Source organism: Hymenobacter coccineus, from assembly GCF_001816125.1.
GTDB lineage: Bacteria > Bacteroidota > Bacteroidia > Cytophagales > Hymenobacteraceae > Hymenobacter > Hymenobacter coccineus.
Genome location: NZ_MDZA01000044.1, coordinates 48,728 through 64,967 on the forward strand (window position 1 = coordinate 48,728; position 16,240 = coordinate 64,967).

Sequence of the window (16,240 nt, forward strand, 5' to 3'; positions counted from 1 at the left end):
ACCAGTGGGCCCCTGCCTTGAGAAAAAATGCTCGGACTAATTCCGGCTAGACGGGTGCCTTTTCAGGATCTGGCGCGGGGCTGGGGTACTACAGGTTTTTCAGCCAGGCGGCGCGGGCGGCCAGTTGGTCGGGGGTGGCGGCGGGGTCGGGGGCGAAGCGGTAGCGTTGGATGTCCTCGGCGGCGGTCAGCTTCACGCGTACGTCTTTGGCGGGGGCCCCGGCGCGGCGGGTGCTCAGGGCCAGGTCGGCGCCGGCGGGGCGGGCGCTGATTTTGTCGAGGGCGGCGGCGTAGTTGCGGCGGTCGATAACGGTGCCGTCCACGGCCGTGAGCTGGTCGCCGGCGGCTACTCCGGCGGCTTGCAGGGCCGGGCTCACTTGGCGGAAGTACACCTCGTCGCCGCGCACCTGATAGGCCACGGGGGCCCCCAGGGTGGCCAGTTGGCGGCCGGTGTGCAGCACAGCATCGTAACGGATGCCGATGCGGCCGAAGTACTCCTTGAGCGGCAGCGGCTCGGTGCCCTGCACGTAGCGCTGGAAGAAGTCGCCGATTTCGGGGTAAGTGAGGGCCGTGAAGTCCTGAAAGAAATTCTGCTCGCTGATGGGGCGGTCGGGGCCGTACTTCTTGGCCAGCTGCAGCAGCACGTCGCGCAGGCCGCGGGTGCCGTGGCTCAGCTCCAGCAGGCGCAGGTCGAGGGCGCTGGCCGTCAGGGCCCCACGCTGGTAAATGTTGCCGTACTGGCGCTGCCCTTCGTCGGAGAACGAGTTGAGGCCCAGCTTGCTAAGCGAGTACGTGGTGTCGGAGCGGGTGCGGTCAAAGCGCTCCTCGTTGTGGAGCACGTCCAGGTAGTCGTTGAGCGGCACCAGGCCCCCGCGCAGCTGCATCATGTGCGAGGCCCACTCCGTTACGCCCTCGTAAAGCCACAAGTGCTGCGAGCCGGTGGGGTTCACGAAGTTGAAGTGCTCGATGATTTCGGAGTGGATGTTGAGCGGCGTCACGATGTGGAAAAACTCGTGTGCGGCGATGTCCACCACGTTCTGCGCAAATTCCGGCGTCAGGGCCCCTTCGCGGATGATGTATTCCGAGCTGTAGGAGTGCTCCCAGGCCCCGGCGCTTTTGTCGCTGAACAGATACAGGAACGCGTAGCGCTTCACCGGCAAGTCGCCCCCCAGGAAGACCTGCGCGGCGCCCAGCATCTTCTGCATGTCGGCCAGCAGCGGCGTGGCCTGCACCAAGCCGGTGGCCGAGTAGCAGTACAGGGCCACGTCGGCGTTGCCAACCTTGGTCTTAGCATTCGTGAGGTTGCCGAGCAGGATGGGCGAGTCCACGGCTTGGTCGTAGCTTTTGGCGTGGAAGTAGCCGTCGCCGTCGGGCACGAGCACGGTGCCCACCGTCCAGGCGGCGGGGTGGTTCAGCTTAAGGCGCAGGGGCTTGGCCTGCCAGCCCTGCGGGTAGCCGAGCACCGTTTGGCCGTTCACGAGGGCGTGGTCGGGCTCGAGCGACGAGCCGCACATGCGGTAGATGTTGTGCTCGGGCACGGGCGTGGCCCAGGTTTCGGCGATGGTGTAGCGGATTTCGCGGGTTTTGGTGGGCTGGGCCAGCTCCCACTGGTTGGGGCCGATTTGCTTGCTGCCCAGCGGCTTGCCCTTGGCGTCGAAGGCCTCGAACTGGCGCACGTAGCGGCCCATGTCCATCACTTGGTAGGTGCCGGGCGCAGTGGCGGCAAACTGGTACACGGCCTGCTCCTTGCCGAGCTTGGGCGTTTCGAGCCGCACCTGGAACTGGTGGGGCCCCGCGGCGGGGTCCATGCTCACGGTGTAGGTCAGCTCTTTGGGGGCCGGGGCGGCCATGGCGGGGGCCGCCGCCAGCAGTAGCGCGGCAAGGCCGAAAAAGGAGGTTTTCAAAGAAAAAACGGGAATGAATGGGAAAATGCAGGTACAAAGAACGGCAGGGGCGGCGCAGGTTGCCGCGGGCTGCGTAAGCAGGCCAGGGGCCCCCGATCCGGGCTGCCGGCTTTTCGCCGGCTGCCCGGTAATCGTTGCTGCTCCCCGCGGTAATTGCCGGGCGGGGACGCGCCACGGTTTGGTTGCGATTCAGCAATTTTCAACGATTCAACGATTCAACGATTACCGGGCAGCCGGCGAAAAGCCGGCAGCCCGGCCCCACTACCCGCCCTTCACTTCCCACTCCTCGCTTCCCAAAAATGTACACTAATCCTATCCTCGACGACAACTTTCCCGACCCCACCGTGATTGGGGCCCCCGACGGCTGGTACTACGCCTATGGCACCCAAACCCGGCTGGCCGATGGGCAGATTGTGAACATCCAGGTGGCCCGCTCGCGCGACCTGGTGGCCTGGGAGCACCTCGGCGACGCCCTGCCGCAGAAGCCCACTTGGGCCGCCGGCACCCAGAAATTTTGGGCCCCCCACGTGAGCCACGCCGCCGGCCGCTACTACCTGTACTACTCGGCCCGGCCCGACGATGCACCCGACGGGGCCCTGGCGCTGGCCGTAGCCGTGGCCGGTAATCCCGCCGGCCCGTTCGTGGACGCCGGCCAGCCGCTGCGCCGGGGCCCCGGCTTCACCTGCATCGACCCGATGGCCTACGACGACCCCGCCACCAACCAGCGCCTGCTGTACTGGGGCTCAGGCTTCGGGCCCCTGTGGGTGCAGGCGCTGGCCGAAGACCGGGTGAGCTTCGCGCCGGATAGTGAGCCGCAAGCACTGATCTGGCCCAGCGGCCCGGCCGATGATGCCGCCAACTACCACCGGCTCATCGAGGGCAGCTGGGTGCACCGGCACGACGGCTGGTACTACCTGTTTTTTTCGGGCGATAATTGCTGCGGGCCCCACGCGCACTACGCCGTGCTGGTGGCCCGCAGCCACGCCGCCCTGGGGCCCTACGAGGTGCAGCAAGCGCCCGTGGTGGCGGCCAACGCGCACTGGCTGGCGCCGGGCCACAACTGCGTGGTGACCGATGCCGCCGGGCACGACTGGCTGGCCTACCACGCCATCGACCCGGCCCAACCCACCTTCGCCGCCATCGACGATTCGGAAGGCTACGCCCGCCGCGTCCTGCTGCTCGACCGCCTCGAATATGGCCCCGACGGCTGGCCGCGCGTGGCCGGTGGGGGCCCCTCGTGGCAGCCGCAACCCGCGCCCGCCGGGCCCCTCGTACCTTAGGCTTTCCCACCCCCGCGCCGTTATTTATGCCGCTTTCTATTACGAATGCCTGCCGCCAGGCGGCGTTGCTGGCGCTGGCCGCCGGGGCTCTCGCCGGGCCCGCCGCCGCCCAGGACCCGGGGGGACCCGCCGCCCCCAAAGTTGCTGAGGTTGCCTGCGGGCTGTGCGCTCGGCGCCCGCCGCCCGGGCCGCCGGGGCCCCGCTCATCTTGGAGGCCCAGGTGCTGACCGCGCAAAGCTTCTGGGACGGCGGCCACCGGCACCTATTCACCCGGCACCGGCTGCGGGTGTTCAGCCTATTAAAGGGCAGCGTGGCCGATACCGCCGGCCTGGTGGTGGTGACCGAAGGCGGCCAGCTGGGGCTTGATCAGCAAGTGCTTACCAACACGCTGCGCCTGGCGCCGGGCCAGCAGGGCGTGCTGTTTTTAACGCCTGCTCCGTGGCCCGGGCTAGACTTGGCGGGGCCTACCTACGCGGCCTACGGCAGCACCCAAGGCTTCGTGGCCTACGATTTGGCCCACGCCACCGCCGCCGACCCGGTGCGCGCCTACCCAGCCATCGACGCCGCTTTCTACCAGTCCCTCGACCCGCAGGGGGCCCGTGTGCGCCACACCTTGCAGCCCAACCCCGCCCTGGCCGCTGCCCAACGGCACCAGCTGGCCGCGGCCAAGGGCACGGCGGTGGCCACCATTTCGGGCATTCAGCCGGCGCAGCTCACGGCCGGCACCGGGGCGGTGCTCACCATCCGGGGCAGCGGGTTTGGCGAGGCGCGGGGCGCGGGCTTCGTGGAGTTTGCCAATGCCGACGACGGCGGGCGCACCTTCGAGCAGCCGTTGGCCGCCGACTACCTGGCCTGGGCCGATGGCGTTATCCAAGTGCGGGTGCCGTCGACGGGGGTGGGCGGACACCCGGCCGGCTCGGGGCTGGTGCGCGTCACGCCCGACGGGGGTACGGTGGGGGCCAGCCCCCAGTTGCTCACGGTGGTGTACGCCCTTAGCAACGTGAAGAGCACCGACGCCGTGCCCACCGTGCAGCGCCCCAACCATGTGGCCACCAACGGCCTGGGCGGCCTGACGTTCCGCCTCGCCCCCAACTTTGGCGACAACGCCGCCGCCGGCGCGGCCTGGCAGCGGGCCCTGGCCAACTGGCGCTGCCAAACCGGCATGAACTGGGCTCTGGGCGACGCCGCCCCGTCCAACGACATCGCCAGCGACGGCCGTAGCACCGTGGCCTTCGACCTGGCCAGCGCCGCGCTGCCGGCCGGCGTGCTGGGCCGCACCACCAGCTACTACCAGGGCTGTTTTGCGGCCGACCGCTCGGTGGTGTTCTACGTGGGCGAGGTGGACATGCAGTTCAGCACCGCGGCAGCGTTTCAGTTTGGGCCGGCGCTGGCGGTGGGCTTGGCCATTGATTTTGAGACGGTAGCGGTGCACGAGTTGGGCCACGCCCAGCAGCTCAGCCACCTCATCCGGCCGGGGGCCATCATGCACTACGCCGTGGCCCGGGGCCAAAACTCGCGCCGCCTGGCCCCCGAAAGCGACGTGGCCGGCGGCCGCCAGGTGCTGCGCACCCGCAGCTTCCGCACCGCGGCTGCGGCGGGCCGGCGCTGCTGCCGGCCCCGCTCACGGCCCTCAGCGCCGCCGTGGAAACCGGCGGGGCCCCGTGCTGCGCTGGACCACCCAGGCCGAGTGCTTCCTCGCCGGCTTCGTGGTGGAGCGCAGCGCCGGCCTCGACACCGCCGCGGCCACCGCCGGCTGGCAGCCCGTGGCCACCGTGGCGCTGGGGGCCCCCGGCGGCATTTATCAGGTAACCGACGCCCGGCCCGCCACCCGCCTCGTGTACTACCGCCTGGCCCTGCTGCGCCCCGACGGCACCCGCGACTACGCCGCGCCCCTGCCCGTGGCCCCCGACGCCGCCCCGGTAGCCGACCTGTTCCCGAACCCCGTCACCGGCACCCAGCTCAGCCTCCAGTACCCGGCCGCGGCCAACGTTACGGCCCTCACTTACAGCATCTACGACGAGTTGGGCCGCCGCTACCGGCTAGCCGCCGCCGCCGTGCAGCCCGGCCTCAACGTGCTGACGTTTGACGTGGGGGCCCTGCCGCGGGGCTTCTACATTTTCCGCTGGCAGGATGGGCAGGGCAACAACCAAAGCCGCAAATTCCTGCGGCTGTAAGGCCACCGGGGCCCTACGGCACGCGCTGCAAGTCCAGGTCCTGGAAGTCGTAGCTGAAGTCAGTTTGCTCGGAAACGGGCTTCATTTTCAGGCCCGTGGCCTTGCCCTGCTCGTCCAGCGTGAAGGTGGCAAAAGCATCGGCGTGGAAGCTTTGGTCGCGCCAGCGCACCACGTAGGTATTGCCGCGGTAGGGCAGCAGCTGGCCCACCAGGCGCGGCGAGCGGGCGGCCCGCAGCCACAGCTGGGGCCCCTGGGCGGCGAGGGTCACGTCGCCAAACCAGGCGTCGTGGTAGCGGCCGAGGTACGGCTTGTAGTCCGGGCGCTTGGGGGTGGCTTTTTGGGCCAGGGCCACCTGCTTCATGGCGGTGGCCAGGTCGCGGTCGTAGCCGCCGCCGTAGCCTTTCATGCGCTCAACCATTTCCGCCACCGGGTCGTGGGCGGGCAGGCCCAGGTATTGGTCCTCAATGAAATTATTGACGGCCAGGAAAGCGGCCCCGCTTTCCTGGTTGGTGAGCACGATGATGCCCAGGTGCTGCTCGGGCACCAGCACCACCTGCGTCACCATGCCGGGCAGGCCGCCGGTGTGCGACACTTCCTTGTAGCCGCGCGCGTCGCGCAGAAACCAGCCCAATCCGTAGGCCCCGAAGTGCGTGTTGTAGGGCGAAGGCCGCGGGCCGACGTGCAGAATGGTTTGGGGTGACCACAGCTCGTACTGGGTGGCGGGCTTCAGCAGCGGGGCTGGGGCCCCCGGGCCGCCCAGCAGCATCAGGGCCCACTTGCTCAGGTCGTTCACGCTGCTGTAGATGCCGCCCGCCGCGCCGGTCACCAGGCCCTGGTCGCGCTGAATGACCCGCACCTGGCCGTCCACTTCGGCGTGGGCGTCGATGACGTTGGTGGCGTCGGGCAGGCGCGAAAAGCCGGCCGCGCTGCGGCTCATGCCCAGCGGCTTCAGCAGGCGCGCTTCCACAAAAGCGGCCCACGGCTGGCCGCTGATGCGCGCCACTACTTCGCCCGCCACCAGGTACAAGTTGTTGTCGTAGTCGAACTTGGTGCGGAACGACGACACCGGCTTGAAGTAGCGCAGGTTGTGGATGATGTCCTTGGTGGTGAAGTCGGTCGAGTCCGGGAAGAACATCAAATCGCCGGCGCCCAGGCCCAAGCCGCTGCGGTGGCACAGCAGGTCGCGCACCGTGAACTCGGCCGTCGCGTAGGGGTCGTACAGCTTGAATTCGGGCACGTAGTCCGTCACCTTATCGTCCCAATGCAGCTTGCCCTCGTCCACGAGCAAACCCAGGGCCGCCGTGGTAAACGCCTTGGTATTGGAGGCAATGCCGAAGAGCGTGTTGGCGTCCACCGGCGCTTTGGTGGCGAGGGAGCGCACGCCGTAGCCCTTGGCCAGCACCACTTGCCCGTCCTTCACCACGGCCACCGCCATGCCCGGCACCTTGAAGGCTTGCAAGGCGTGCGCCACCACGGCGTCCACCGCCGCCACATCCAGCGTCAGGGCTGGGGCGGGCGCCGCCGCGGGGAACGGGGCAGGCGCGGGGGCCTGGGCCGCGGCCGAAAAGGATGTGCACAGGGCCAGGGCCCAACGGAGCATACCGGGTCGGTTCATAGCGGGAGCGTGGGAGTGAGGCGTTAGCCGTCAAGCGACTAGCGCTCCCAAGGTAGGGCCCCGGCGCTAGAAGCTGGGCAAAGCATTAGCGGCGGCGGCCTGCGCGGCGGGGCCCACGGCGTAGGCGGCCAGCTGCGCCGCGTCGAGGTTGCCGTTCAGCCACTCGGTTTCAATCTGGGCCCCCAGCTTTTGGTAGAAGCCGATGGCCGGCTCGTTCCAGTCCAGCACTTGCCACTTCATGCGGTGCGCGCCGGTGGCGCGGGCCTCGGCCACCACGGCGTCGAACAGTAGCCGGCCCAGGCCCCCGCGGCGGGCGGTTTCGGTCACCACCAGGTCTTCGAGGTACAGCATGCGGCCCTTCCAGGTGGAGTAAGCGGTGTAGAACAGGGCCAGGCCGATGAGCTGCTGCGCCGCGTTTTCGAGCACGAAAAACCCGAAGATGGGCTGGGGCCCAAACCCGTCGCGCTGCATGGCGGCCAGGGTATTGGTCACGGCATCGGGCGCCTTTTCGTACACGGCCAGTTCCTGGATTAGGGCCAGCACCTGGGGCAAGTCGGCAGCGGTGCCGCGGCGGAGAACGGGAGAATCGGACATCAGTTAGCAAGGAACAGTCGTCGGTGAACGGTTGGCAAAGGGCCCGCAAGCGCCGGGTTGGTGGCAGAAATCAGCAACGAAAATGAGCAGTAAAAAACGCCGCGGGGGCATTGTTTACTGCTCATTGCCAACTGCTAACTGAAAAACTACATCGATGGCTGCATCTTCTTGATGTCCTGGGTGGCGTTCACTGAGTTCAGCTCGCGCAGGGCATCGGGCTGCTTGGCGCCCTTTGTCGAGTCGGGGGCCGGGGGCAGCGGGGGCAGGGCTGTCACGGCGGCACCATCGTCGGTGGCATCGGCCGACGAGCCGCAGGAGGTGAGCGAGAGCGAAACCAGGGCGGCCAGCAGGCCAGGGAACAGCAGCTTTTTCATGAAGTAAAGACGGGTTTGGGGCCGCAAGTTACGCACGGTTGCCGGGCGGCGGCGCGCTTGCTTACGTAATCGGCTGGGCCGGTGGGGCCCCAGGCGCCAACTTATTTCACGTTCGGCGTCACGTTCATGTTGGCGAAGCAGAAGCTCCACACGTCGGCCCACTCCTGAATTTGGAGCTTGGTGCTTTTGCCCGCGCCGTGGCCGGCGTTCACGTCCACCCGAATGAGGGTGGGGTTGGGGCCCGTGTTGGCGGCTTGCAGGGCGGCGGCAAACTTGAACGAGTGGGCCGGCACTACCCGGTCGTCGTGGTCGGCGGTGGTCACCATCGTGGCGGGGTAAGCAGCCGGCTTTAGGTTGTGCAGCGGCGAGAACTTGTAGAGGTTGGCAAACTGCGCGGCGTCCTTGCTGGTGCCGTACTCCGGGGCCCAGTTCCAGCCGATGGTGAAGTCCTGGTAGCGCAGCATGTCCATCACGCCCACGGCGGGCAGGGCCACTTTGCACAGGTCGGGGCGCTGCGTCATGGCGGCGCCCACCAGCAGGCCGCCGTTCGAGCCGCCGGCAATGGCCAGGTGCTCGTAGTCGGTGTATTGGCTGATTTTCAGGTACTCGGCGGCAGCGATGAAGTCGTCGAACACGTTCTGCTTGCGGGGCGTCATGCCGGCCTGGTGCCAGGCTTCGCCGTACTCGCCGCCGCCGCGCAGGTTCGGGATGGCTAGTACGCCGCCGTTCTCCAGCCACAGCATGCGCGCCACCGAAAAGCCCGGCGTGAGCGAGATATTGAACCCGCCGTAAGCGTACAAGTAGGTCGGGTTTTTCCCGTCCAGCTTCACGCCTTTTTTGTGGATGATGAACATCGGAATCTTCGTGCCGTCCTTGCTGGCGTAGAAGATTTGGGTGGTCAGGTAGTCGTCCGGGTTCACGTCCACGGTGGGGGCCCTAAACACGGTACTGGCGTTGGTGGCCAGGTCGTATTTGTAAATCGTGGTCGGGTACGTGAAGGATGTAAAGGCGTAGTAAACAGCCTTATCCGTGCGGCGGCCGCCGAAGCCGCTGGCCGTGCCAATGGCGGGCAGCGCCACGTCGTGCTGGAACTTGCCGGCCTCGTCGTACACCTTCACCAGCGAGCTGGCGTCGTGCAAGTACGTGGCCACCAGGTGCCCGCCCACTTGGCTGATGCCCTCCAGTTTATCTTTGGCCTCGGGCAACACGGTGCGCCAGCCGGCCTCCGCGGGCTTCTTGGGGTCGATGGCCACCACCCGGAAGCGGGGCGCTTTGTAGTTGGTGTACACCAGCACCTCGCCGCCCACGTTGCCAATCACGTGGTTCTGAAACTCGTAGGAGCTGATGAGCGTGGCCCAGGTGGCGGCCTGCTTGGGGTCGCGCAGGTCGCGCACCAGCAGGCGATTGCCGTCGGCCTTGCCGTCGGTGAGGGAGAGGGTCAGTAACCGCTCGTCCTCCGTGGCGTCGGCCATGCGGAAGCCCAGCACCATTTTCTTGTCCTCGTACACCAGCTTGTCGGCGCTCTGGGGTGTGTTCAGCTGGTGGAAGTACACTTTGTGAAACTCGTTCTTGCCGGCCAGGCCGTTTTCGCCGGCCTTGGGCGCGTCGTAGCGGCTGTAATAAAAGCCGTTTTTCACCCACGACGTGCCCGACACCTTCACCCAGTCCAGGGTTTCGGGCAGGGTTTTGTTCGTCGTTAAGTCCATGATTTTCACCTTATGCCAGTCCGAGCCGCCGCCGCTGGTGGCGTAGGCCAGGTAGCGGTGGTCGTTGCTGAAGGCCGTGCCCGCCAGCGCCGTGGTGCCGTCGGCCGAGAACTTGTTGGGGTCGAGCAGCACCTGGGGCTCGCCGGCGCCGGTTTGCACGTATACGACAGCCTGGTTTTGCAGGCCGTCGTTTTTGCTGAACACCAGCCGTTCGCCCACCTGCTCGGGCACGCCGTAGCGCTCGTAGTTCCAGAGCTTGGTGAGCCGGTCGCGGATTTTGTCGCGGAACGGAATCTGGCCTAGGTAGCCAAACGTCACCTCGTTTTCGGCCGTTACCCAAGCCTTGGTTTCGGGCGTGTCGAGGCTTTCGAGCCAGCGGTAAGGGTCGGGCACTTTGGTGCCGAAGTAGTCGTCAACCTGGTCGGTGCGGCGGGCGGCGGGGTATTTCAAGGGCGGGTTGGGGGCGATGGGGGGCACGTATTGGGGGCGCTTGGCGTGGGTGGGCTCGCCGGGCTCGGGCACCGTCATTTCGGTGAGGGCCTGGTGGTTGGGTAGCGTGTTGCGGGGCGGCGACGTGGCCCGGCAGGCGGCCGGGGCCACCAGCAGCCCCAGCAGGGCCAGCTTGTGGGTAGTATTCATACGACGGGAAGAACTAGGGCGCGGTAGTATTCTTCAAAGATAGAATAGTGCTGCATCGAATGGGCCAAGCTGCCGGCTTTTCACCAGCCGCCCGGTAATCACCAGGGCCCCCACCAAGCACTTTGCTGCGCAACGACCGTTCTGGCAATGCAACGGTTAGCGGGCAGCCGACGAAAAGCCGGCAGCCCGCCCCGGGCCCTACTCCGCCGTGTCCGGCGCGGGTGGCCCCGGCGGCGGCGGCCAGCAACTCGGGCAACTGGCCGCGAAGCCAGGCCATTTCCTCGTCCACGCGCTGGCTCACGAGGCGCTCCACTTCCAGGCGCTGGGTGGGGGTGAGGAGTTCAGCAGCGGGCGTCGCGGGGGTTTCGCTGGGGCCCCCGGCGGCCAGCACCAGGGCTTCGGCGCGCTTCACGCGGGCGGCGGCATCGGCCACGGCGGCGGCAGCTTGCTCGGCGGCGGTTTTGGCCCCGGCGGCGGCGTGGGTGGCGCTCAGGTTTCGCGGCGCTGCTGCCGCCGCCACTGCCCCAGGCTGATGCGCAGCATCACGTACAGCACCAGGCTCAGAATGCCCAAAATGAGGGCCAGCGGGGCGGCGAAGCGGTCGAGCAGGCTGGTAGCGCCCGATGGCGCGGCGGTGCCGGGGGGGCAGCATGGCGCCGGGGTTGGCGTCGCGCACAGCCTGGGCCTGGGCTTCGGCGGCTTCGGCTGGGCCGGGGGCCCCGTTGCCGGCGGTGGCGGTGGTATCGGCGGTGGTGGGCACCATGGCGGCGGGCACGTCGCCGGGGGGCGTGCCGCTGGCCACGTAGTTGGTCAGGGCGGTTTCAAGGGCTTGCAGGCGGGCGAGGCGGGCGGGGTCGCGGCGGCGGGCAGGGGAGGCCTTCAGCTTCTGCACAATGGCCTTCACCAGGGCCCCCAGCCGGGCGCTGGTGGTTTTTTTGTCCTGGTAAACAACGCCCCGGCCCTCGATGGGCTGGTAGAGCACCGAGTACACGCGCAGGCTGTCGGGCCGCAGGCTGGTGGCCAGGGCGGGCAGGTCGGCACCGGCGCAGCGCACAGTGCTTTTGAGGTTGGGCCGGCCGGCGTCGTCGTACACGAAGCGGGCCGTGGCGCACCAAATCTGCACCTTGGCCTCGTCGAGCGAGGGCTGGCCCAGGGGCGTTTGGGCCGGTGCGGGCCGGGCGGCGAGCAAGCCCAGGGGCAAGGCAAGCAGGAGCGAAAAGCGGCGAAACATCATGCGGAGCAAACGACAAGTAAGGCCCGCAAAGTACGCCACCCCGCGCCGGGTATGGGAACGGCTGGGGCCCCCGGGCTACTGCGCAGCGCAGCCCCGGGGCCCTAACTCGCCAACGGGCGCCGATAATACAGCAGGCGCGCCAACCCAAGCTCAACCAACGGCGTTATTTACGCCCATGAATCCACCCCTCATTATTGTTATGGGCGTCTCGGGCAGCGGCAAAACCACCGTGGGCCAGCTGCTGGCCGCCCGCCTGGGCCTGCCGTTCTACGACGGCGACGATTTCCACCCGGCCGCCAACGTGGCCAAAATGGCCGCCGGCCACCCCCTCACCGACGAAGACCGCGCCGGCTGGCTCGCCGCCCTGGCCACCGACCTGGGCCAGTGGGGCGCGGCCGGCGGGGCCGTGCTGGCCTGCTCGGCTCTCAAGGAAGCCTACCGCCAAACCCTGCAAGCCGGTGCCGGGGCCCCCCTTAGCTGGGTATTTCTCGATACCGACGTGGAAGTGCTGCGCGCCCGCCTGGCCGCCCGCCAGGGCCACTACATGAAAGCCGACATGCTCGACTCGCAGCTGGCCACACTCGAAAAGCCCACCTACGGCCTGCACCTCACCGACGACGCGCCGCCCGCAACCCTGGTGGATCAGGCGGTGGCGCAGCTGCACTTGCCGCCGGCCGGGGCCTAGCGCGGCTGCTCGCCCCAGGGCCCAATACCCGCACTCGCCACGGGCTAAAGCTTGAGCAGGCCATACTTGGCGATGCAGTAGAGGGCACGGAACCCGTCGCGCCAGCTAATTTTCTTGCCCTCGGCGTAGGTGCGGCCGTAGTAGCTAATGCCCACCTCGTAGATGCGCACGCCGGGCACCCGGGCCACTTTGGCCGTTACTTCAGGCTCGAAGCCGAAGCGGTTTTCCTTCAGGTCGAGGCCCTGGATGATGTCGCGCCGGAACAGCTTGTAGCACGTTTCCATGTCCGTCAGGTTCAGGTCGGCGGTCATGTTTGAGAACACGGTGAGCCAATAATTGCCGATGCTGTGCCAGAAAAAGAGGATGCGGTGCGGGTTGCCCCCCATGAAGCGCGAGCCAAATACCACGTCGGCAAAGCCTTTCAAGACGGGCTTAATCAGCAGGTTGTATTCCTCCGGGTCGTACTCCAAATCGGCGTCCTGCACGATAACGTAGTCACCGGTCGCGGCGCGCAGGCCCGTGCGCAGGGCCGCACCCTTGCCCCGGTTCACGGGGTGGGTGAGTAGGCGCAGGCCCAGGCCGGGGTAGCGCGCGGCGTAGGCCTCGATGGCCGCCGCCGAGTCGTCGGTTGAGCAGTCGTCGACTAGAATAATCTCCTTGCCAATGCCGTTGAGGAGCTGCAGCTCGCGCAGCAAATCCAGGATTTGATGGACGGTGCGGACCTCGTTGTAAACGGGCACCACAATGGAGAGAGTGTCGAATTTGACCAAGACAGCGGCGGTGGTTAATTAGCGCAGTAAAGGACGGGCCGGGCTACCTAGCCTGGCCACCCGAGTTGTTTTATCCCGTAAAAATTGTGGATAAAAATAATTCCTGCCAAACCCCGCTCGGCTACTTCCCGGCTTCGGGGGCCCTAGCTGTAGTCAATCTCAGTGTTGTCGCCGATGTTGAGGCTGTGGTTGAGGCCCCTAAACGAAGCATCGGAGCCCACGATGCAGTCGTGCATCACGGCCGAGCGCAGCTCGGAATACGAGCCGATGATGGAGTTGCTGAGGATGGTGTGCTCGACGATGGTGCGGTCGCCGATGGCCACGTTGGGGCCGATGATGGAGTTTTCGATGCGGCAGCCGGGCCCGATGCTAACGGGCGGAATGATGACCGAGCCCACGAACTCCGAGTAGTCGCGCGGCTCCAGAAACTCGGGCCGGTTCAGCAGGCGGGCGTTGGCTTCGAGCAGCGTGTCCTTGCGGCCGCAGTCGAACCAGTTGTCCACGGCGGCCGTGGTCATTTCCTCGCCCTGCTCGATGAGGTGCATCAGGGCATCGGTGAGCTGGTACTCGCCGTGGGTACGCACGTTGCTGGCAATGAGCCACTCCAGGGCCTGGGCTAGCTGCTCGGCATCGGCCAGCTTGTACAGGCCCACCAGGGCAAAGTTGGACTTGGGGATGGTGGGCTTTTCTACCACCTTGCGCACGCGGCCGCCGGGGCCCGTTTCCACGAGGCCAAAGAGCGAGGGCGTTTTCACTTCCTTCACGGCCAGCACCGTGCCCGGCGTGGCCAGCAGGGCGGGCAGGTCCACGTCCACAATGGTGTCGCCGAGCAAAATCAGCACCCCGTCGGGGTCGTGCCGGAACGTGTCGCGCGCCAGCCACAGGGCGTGGCCCAGGCCCTCGCGGGGCTCTTGCAGCACAAAGGTCGCGTTCAGATCGGGGTACTGGCGGCGCACGTAGCGCACCACCTTGTCGCCGAGGTAGCCCACCACGAACACGAACTCGGTGAGGCCAGCGGCCGTCAGCCGGTCGATGATGTGGCCCAGGATGGTGTTGCCGGCCACCGGCACCAGGCTCTTGGGCTGGGTGTGGGTGTGGGGGCGCAGGCGCGAGCCAATACCGGCAACGGGAATGATGGCTTTCACAGCGGGGAAAAGTAAAAATGAGGAAACTGGCCGTACTTGCAGCTTCACCGACCCGCAAGTACGGCCCCGGCCGCCAAACAACCGTTGGGCCACGGTTGCGTATGGGGCCCTGCCGCTGCCCTCAACCGGCCGGGGCCCCGTTCGGTTGGGCCCCGCGCCACTTTCTTTCGTCTTCACCCTCTTTCACCTTATCCTTTCCCCCTCATGAAACGCCTCCTCCTCTACTTCGCCGGCTTCGTCATCCTGCTCTCGCAATCGTCGTGCGGCTACAACGGCATGGTCTCCCGCGACCAGGAAGTGAAAAACAAATGGGCCGCTGTGCAAAGCGCCTACCAGCGCCGCTCCGACCTGATTCCCAACCTGGTGAACACCGTGAAGGGTGCCGCCAACTTCGAGAAATCCACCCTCGAAGGCGTGATTGAAGCCCGCGCTAAAGCTACCAGCGTGCAGCTGAATGCCGACCAGCTGACGCCCGAAAACATCCAAAAATTCCAGGCGGCCCAAAGCCAGCTCTCCTCTGGCCTGGGCCGGCTGCTGGCCGTATCGGAGAACTACCCCGAGCTGAAGGCCAACGCCAACTTCCAGGAGCTGCAAGCCCAGATTGAGGGTACCGAAAACCGCATCAACGTGGCCCGCAACGACTTCAATACCTCCACCACCGACTACAACACCTTCACTCGCTCGTTTCCGAACAACCTGTTTGCCAACATGTTCGGCTTCAAGGAGAAGCCCTACTTCGAGGCCGACGCCGCCGCTAGCAAGGCCCCCACGGTGCAGTTCTAAATTATCAGTGAACAGTGAGCAGTGAACAGTTTGCAGGCCGGGCAGCACGATTGTCCGCTTGCCAACTGTTCACTGCTCACTGTTAATTGTTAACTGATAAGCTATGAAATCTCCCCTTACCCCCGCGCAGGACGCGGCCCTGGTGGCGGCCATCCGGCAAGCGGAGGTCACTACGTCGGGCGAAATCCGGGTGCATCTGGAAGACACTTGCCCCACGCCCGAGCCCCTCGACCGGGCGGCGCAGGTGTTTGGCGAGCTGGGCATGCACCGCACGGCCCAGCGCAATGGCGTGCTATTTTACATGGCCTGGACCAGCCGCCAATTTGCCATTGCCGGCGACGTGGGCATCAATTCGGTGGTACCCGACGATTTCTGGGAAATTACCAAGGAAGCGATACTGCGCGACTTCCGGCGCGAAAACTACGTGGCTGGCCTCGAGCACGGCATCCGCCAAGTGGGCGAGCAGCTCAAGCGCTACTTTCCCTACGACGCGGCTACGGACCAGAACGAGCTGGACGACAGCATCTCCATTGGCGGCGATGAGCCGTCGCCCCGCCCATGAGCCAGGGCCCCTACTTGCTGGTAGCCGCCGGGCCGCAGTGGCTGCGCCGGGCGCTAGGCATGCTGCTGCTGGCCGTGCTGGCCGCTGCCGGGGCCCTGGCCCAGGGCCTGCCCCCACGCCCCAACCCGCCGCGCCTCGTGAACGACCTGGCCCACCTTATGCAGCCCCAGGAGGCCGACGCGCTGGAGCAAAAGCTGGTGGCCTACAACGACAGCACTTCCTCGCAAATCGCCGTCGTGACCGTGCCCGACCTGGGCGGCAACGAAATTGCCGACTACGCCCAGCAGCTGTACCGGGCCTGGGGCATTGGCCAGAAGGGCAAGAACAACGGCATTCTGGTACTGGTGGCGCAGCAGGAGCACGCCGCCCGCATCCAAACCGGCCGCGGCCTGGAAGGGGCGGTGCCCGACGCCCTGGCCAAGCGCATCATCAGCAACACGCTGGTGCCGGCCTTCCGGCAGAACCAGTACTACGCGGGCCTCGACCGGGGCACCGACCAGCTCATTGCCTTGGCCCGCGGCGAGTACCAGGCCGACCCGGCTGCGGTGCAAGACCGAAGCCAGGGCGGTGGGGGCCCTGGCTTCGGCCTCATCGTCGTCATCCTGATTGCCATTTTCATCTTCATTCAAATCAGCCGCCGCGGCGGCGGTGGGGGCGGTGGTGGCCGTAGTGGGCGCAGTGGCGGCTTCGGCCCCATCCTCTTCGGTGGCCTGGGCGGCTTCGGTAGCGGCGGTGGGTTTGGCGGAGGTGGCGGTGGCTTCGGGGGAGCGGCGGAG

General features: G+C 66.9%; 14 protein-coding genes and 1 pseudogene. 7 read left to right on the top strand and 8 right to left on the bottom strand.

Annotated elements, in window-relative coordinates; all coding sequences use genetic code 11:
• Positions 1-88: 88 nt before the first annotated feature.
• Complete coding sequence (locus BEN49_RS03790) at positions 89-1,903, bottom strand: M61 family metallopeptidase (RefSeq protein ID WP_239691804.1); 1,815 nt, start codon at positions 1,901-1,903, stop codon at positions 89-91.
• Positions 1,904-2,202: 299 nt separating this feature from the next.
• Between BEN49_RS03790 and BEN49_RS03795 the strand changes: the two genes are divergently transcribed.
• The 3 genes and pseudogenes from BEN49_RS03795 to BEN49_RS29210 all read left to right on the top strand — a co-directional run bounded on the left by BEN49_RS03795 (position 2,203) and on the right by BEN49_RS29210 (position 5,357).
• The gene (locus BEN49_RS03795) at positions 2,203-3,183 is read left to right on the top strand and encodes a glycoside hydrolase family 43 protein (RefSeq protein ID WP_070740977.1); all 981 of its coding nucleotides are present in this window, start codon (positions 2,203-2,205) and stop codon (positions 3,181-3,183) included.
• Between the two features lie 1,045 nt (positions 3,184-4,228).
• Positions 4,229-4,720: pseudogene (locus BEN49_RS30765) on the top strand (matrixin family metalloprotease); the annotation flags it as partial.
• A gap of 361 nt (positions 4,721-5,081) precedes the next feature.
• Positions 5,082-5,357, top strand: coding sequence for a T9SS type A sorting domain-containing protein (locus tag BEN49_RS29210; protein WP_158022736.1), 276 nt, complete (start codon positions 5,082-5,084; stop codon positions 5,355-5,357).
• Between the two features lie 13 nt (positions 5,358-5,370).
• On the opposite strand, the gene BEN49_RS03805 is transcribed toward BEN49_RS29210, so the two are convergent.
• The 5 genes from BEN49_RS03805 to BEN49_RS03825 all read right to left on the bottom strand — a co-directional run bounded on the left by BEN49_RS03805 (position 5,371) and on the right by BEN49_RS03825 (position 11,519).
• Entirely contained in the window at positions 5,371-6,972 is a 1,602-nt protein-coding gene (locus BEN49_RS03805; protein WP_070740984.1) for a serine hydrolase, read from the bottom strand.
• 66 nt (positions 6,973-7,038) lie between these two features.
• On the bottom strand, positions 7,039-7,566 hold the full coding sequence (locus BEN49_RS03810) for a GNAT family N-acetyltransferase (protein ID WP_070740986.1): 528 nt from the start codon (positions 7,564-7,566) through the stop codon (positions 7,039-7,041).
• Between the two features lie 146 nt (positions 7,567-7,712).
• Positions 7,713-7,940, bottom strand: coding sequence for a hypothetical protein (locus BEN49_RS03815; protein WP_070740989.1), 228 nt, complete (start codon positions 7,938-7,940; stop codon positions 7,713-7,715).
• Between the two features lie 101 nt (positions 7,941-8,041).
• Positions 8,042-10,285: a prolyl oligopeptidase family serine peptidase gene (locus BEN49_RS03820; protein ID WP_239691805.1), complete on the bottom strand. Its 2,244-nt coding sequence runs from the start codon at positions 10,283-10,285 to the stop codon at positions 8,042-8,044.
• A gap of 13 nt (positions 10,286-10,298) precedes the next feature.
• Positions 10,299-11,519 (bottom strand): hypothetical protein, encoded by a 1,221-nt coding sequence (locus BEN49_RS03825; RefSeq protein WP_070740992.1) that lies wholly within the window; start codon positions 11,517-11,519, stop codon positions 10,299-10,301.
• Between the two features lie 175 nt (positions 11,520-11,694).
• Here BEN49_RS03825 and BEN49_RS03830 point away from each other — a divergent pair, with 175 nt between their 5' ends.
• Positions 11,695-12,204, top strand: coding sequence for a gluconokinase (locus BEN49_RS03830; protein ID WP_239691806.1), 510 nt, complete (start codon positions 11,695-11,697; stop codon positions 12,202-12,204).
• A 44-nt stretch (positions 12,205-12,248) separates the two neighbouring features.
• Here BEN49_RS03830 and BEN49_RS03835 read toward each other — a convergent pair whose 3' ends face one another.
• Positions 12,249-12,974: a glycosyltransferase family 2 protein gene (locus tag BEN49_RS03835; protein ID WP_070740997.1), complete on the bottom strand. Its 726-nt coding sequence runs from the start codon at positions 12,972-12,974 to the stop codon at positions 12,249-12,251.
• 143 nt (positions 12,975-13,117) lie between these two features.
• Positions 13,118-14,119 (bottom strand): sugar phosphate nucleotidyltransferase, encoded by a 1,002-nt coding sequence (locus BEN49_RS03840; protein WP_070741000.1) that lies wholly within the window; start codon positions 14,117-14,119, stop codon positions 13,118-13,120.
• Between the two features lie 204 nt (positions 14,120-14,323).
• On the opposite strand from BEN49_RS03840, the gene BEN49_RS03845 reads away from it, so the two are divergent.
• The 3 genes from BEN49_RS03845 to BEN49_RS03855 all read left to right on the top strand — a co-directional run.
• Positions 14,324-14,902: a LemA family protein gene (locus tag BEN49_RS03845; RefSeq protein WP_083325738.1), complete on the top strand. Its 579-nt coding sequence runs from the start codon at positions 14,324-14,326 to the stop codon at positions 14,900-14,902.
• 103 nt (positions 14,903-15,005) lie between these two features.
• Positions 15,006-15,464: a TPM domain-containing protein gene (locus tag BEN49_RS03850; protein WP_070741003.1), complete on the top strand. Its 459-nt coding sequence runs from the start codon at positions 15,006-15,008 to the stop codon at positions 15,462-15,464.
• On the top strand, positions 15,461-16,240 hold a 780-nt coding region (locus BEN49_RS03855; protein ID WP_070741006.1), incomplete at its 3' end, for a TPM domain-containing protein. The genes BEN49_RS03850 and BEN49_RS03855, both read left to right, overlap by 4 nt.

Bases quoted from the DNA above. Each gene is read 5' to 3' on its own strand.
- BEN49_RS03825 (WP_070740992.1), bottom strand. From the start codon at position 11,519: ATGATGTTTCGCCGCTTTTCGCTCCTGCTTGCCTTGCCCCTGGGCTTG.
- BEN49_RS03795 (WP_070740977.1), top strand. From the start codon at position 2,203: ATGTACACTAATCCTATCCTCGACGACAACTTTCCCGACCCCACCGTG.
- BEN49_RS03810 (WP_070740986.1), bottom strand. From the start codon at position 7,566: ATGTCCGATTCTCCCGTTCTCCGCCGCGGCACCGCTGCCGACTTGCCC.
- BEN49_RS03820 (WP_239691805.1), bottom strand. From the start codon at position 10,285: ATGAATACTACCCACAAGCTGGCCCTGCTGGGGCTGCTGGTGGCCCCG.
- BEN49_RS03845 (WP_083325738.1), top strand. From the start codon at position 14,324: ATGAAACGCCTCCTCCTCTACTTCGCCGGCTTCGTCATCCTGCTCTCG.
- BEN49_RS03815 (WP_070740989.1), bottom strand. From the start codon at position 7,940: ATGAAAAAGCTGCTGTTCCCTGGCCTGCTGGCCGCCCTGGTTTCGCTC.
- BEN49_RS03830 (WP_239691806.1), top strand. From the start codon at position 11,695: ATGAATCCACCCCTCATTATTGTTATGGGCGTCTCGGGCAGCGGCAAA.
- BEN49_RS03850 (WP_070741003.1), top strand. From the start codon at position 15,006: ATGAAATCTCCCCTTACCCCCGCGCAGGACGCGGCCCTGGTGGCGGCC.
- BEN49_RS03805 (WP_070740984.1), bottom strand. From the start codon at position 6,972: ATGAACCGACCCGGTATGCTCCGTTGGGCCCTGGCCCTGTGCACATCC.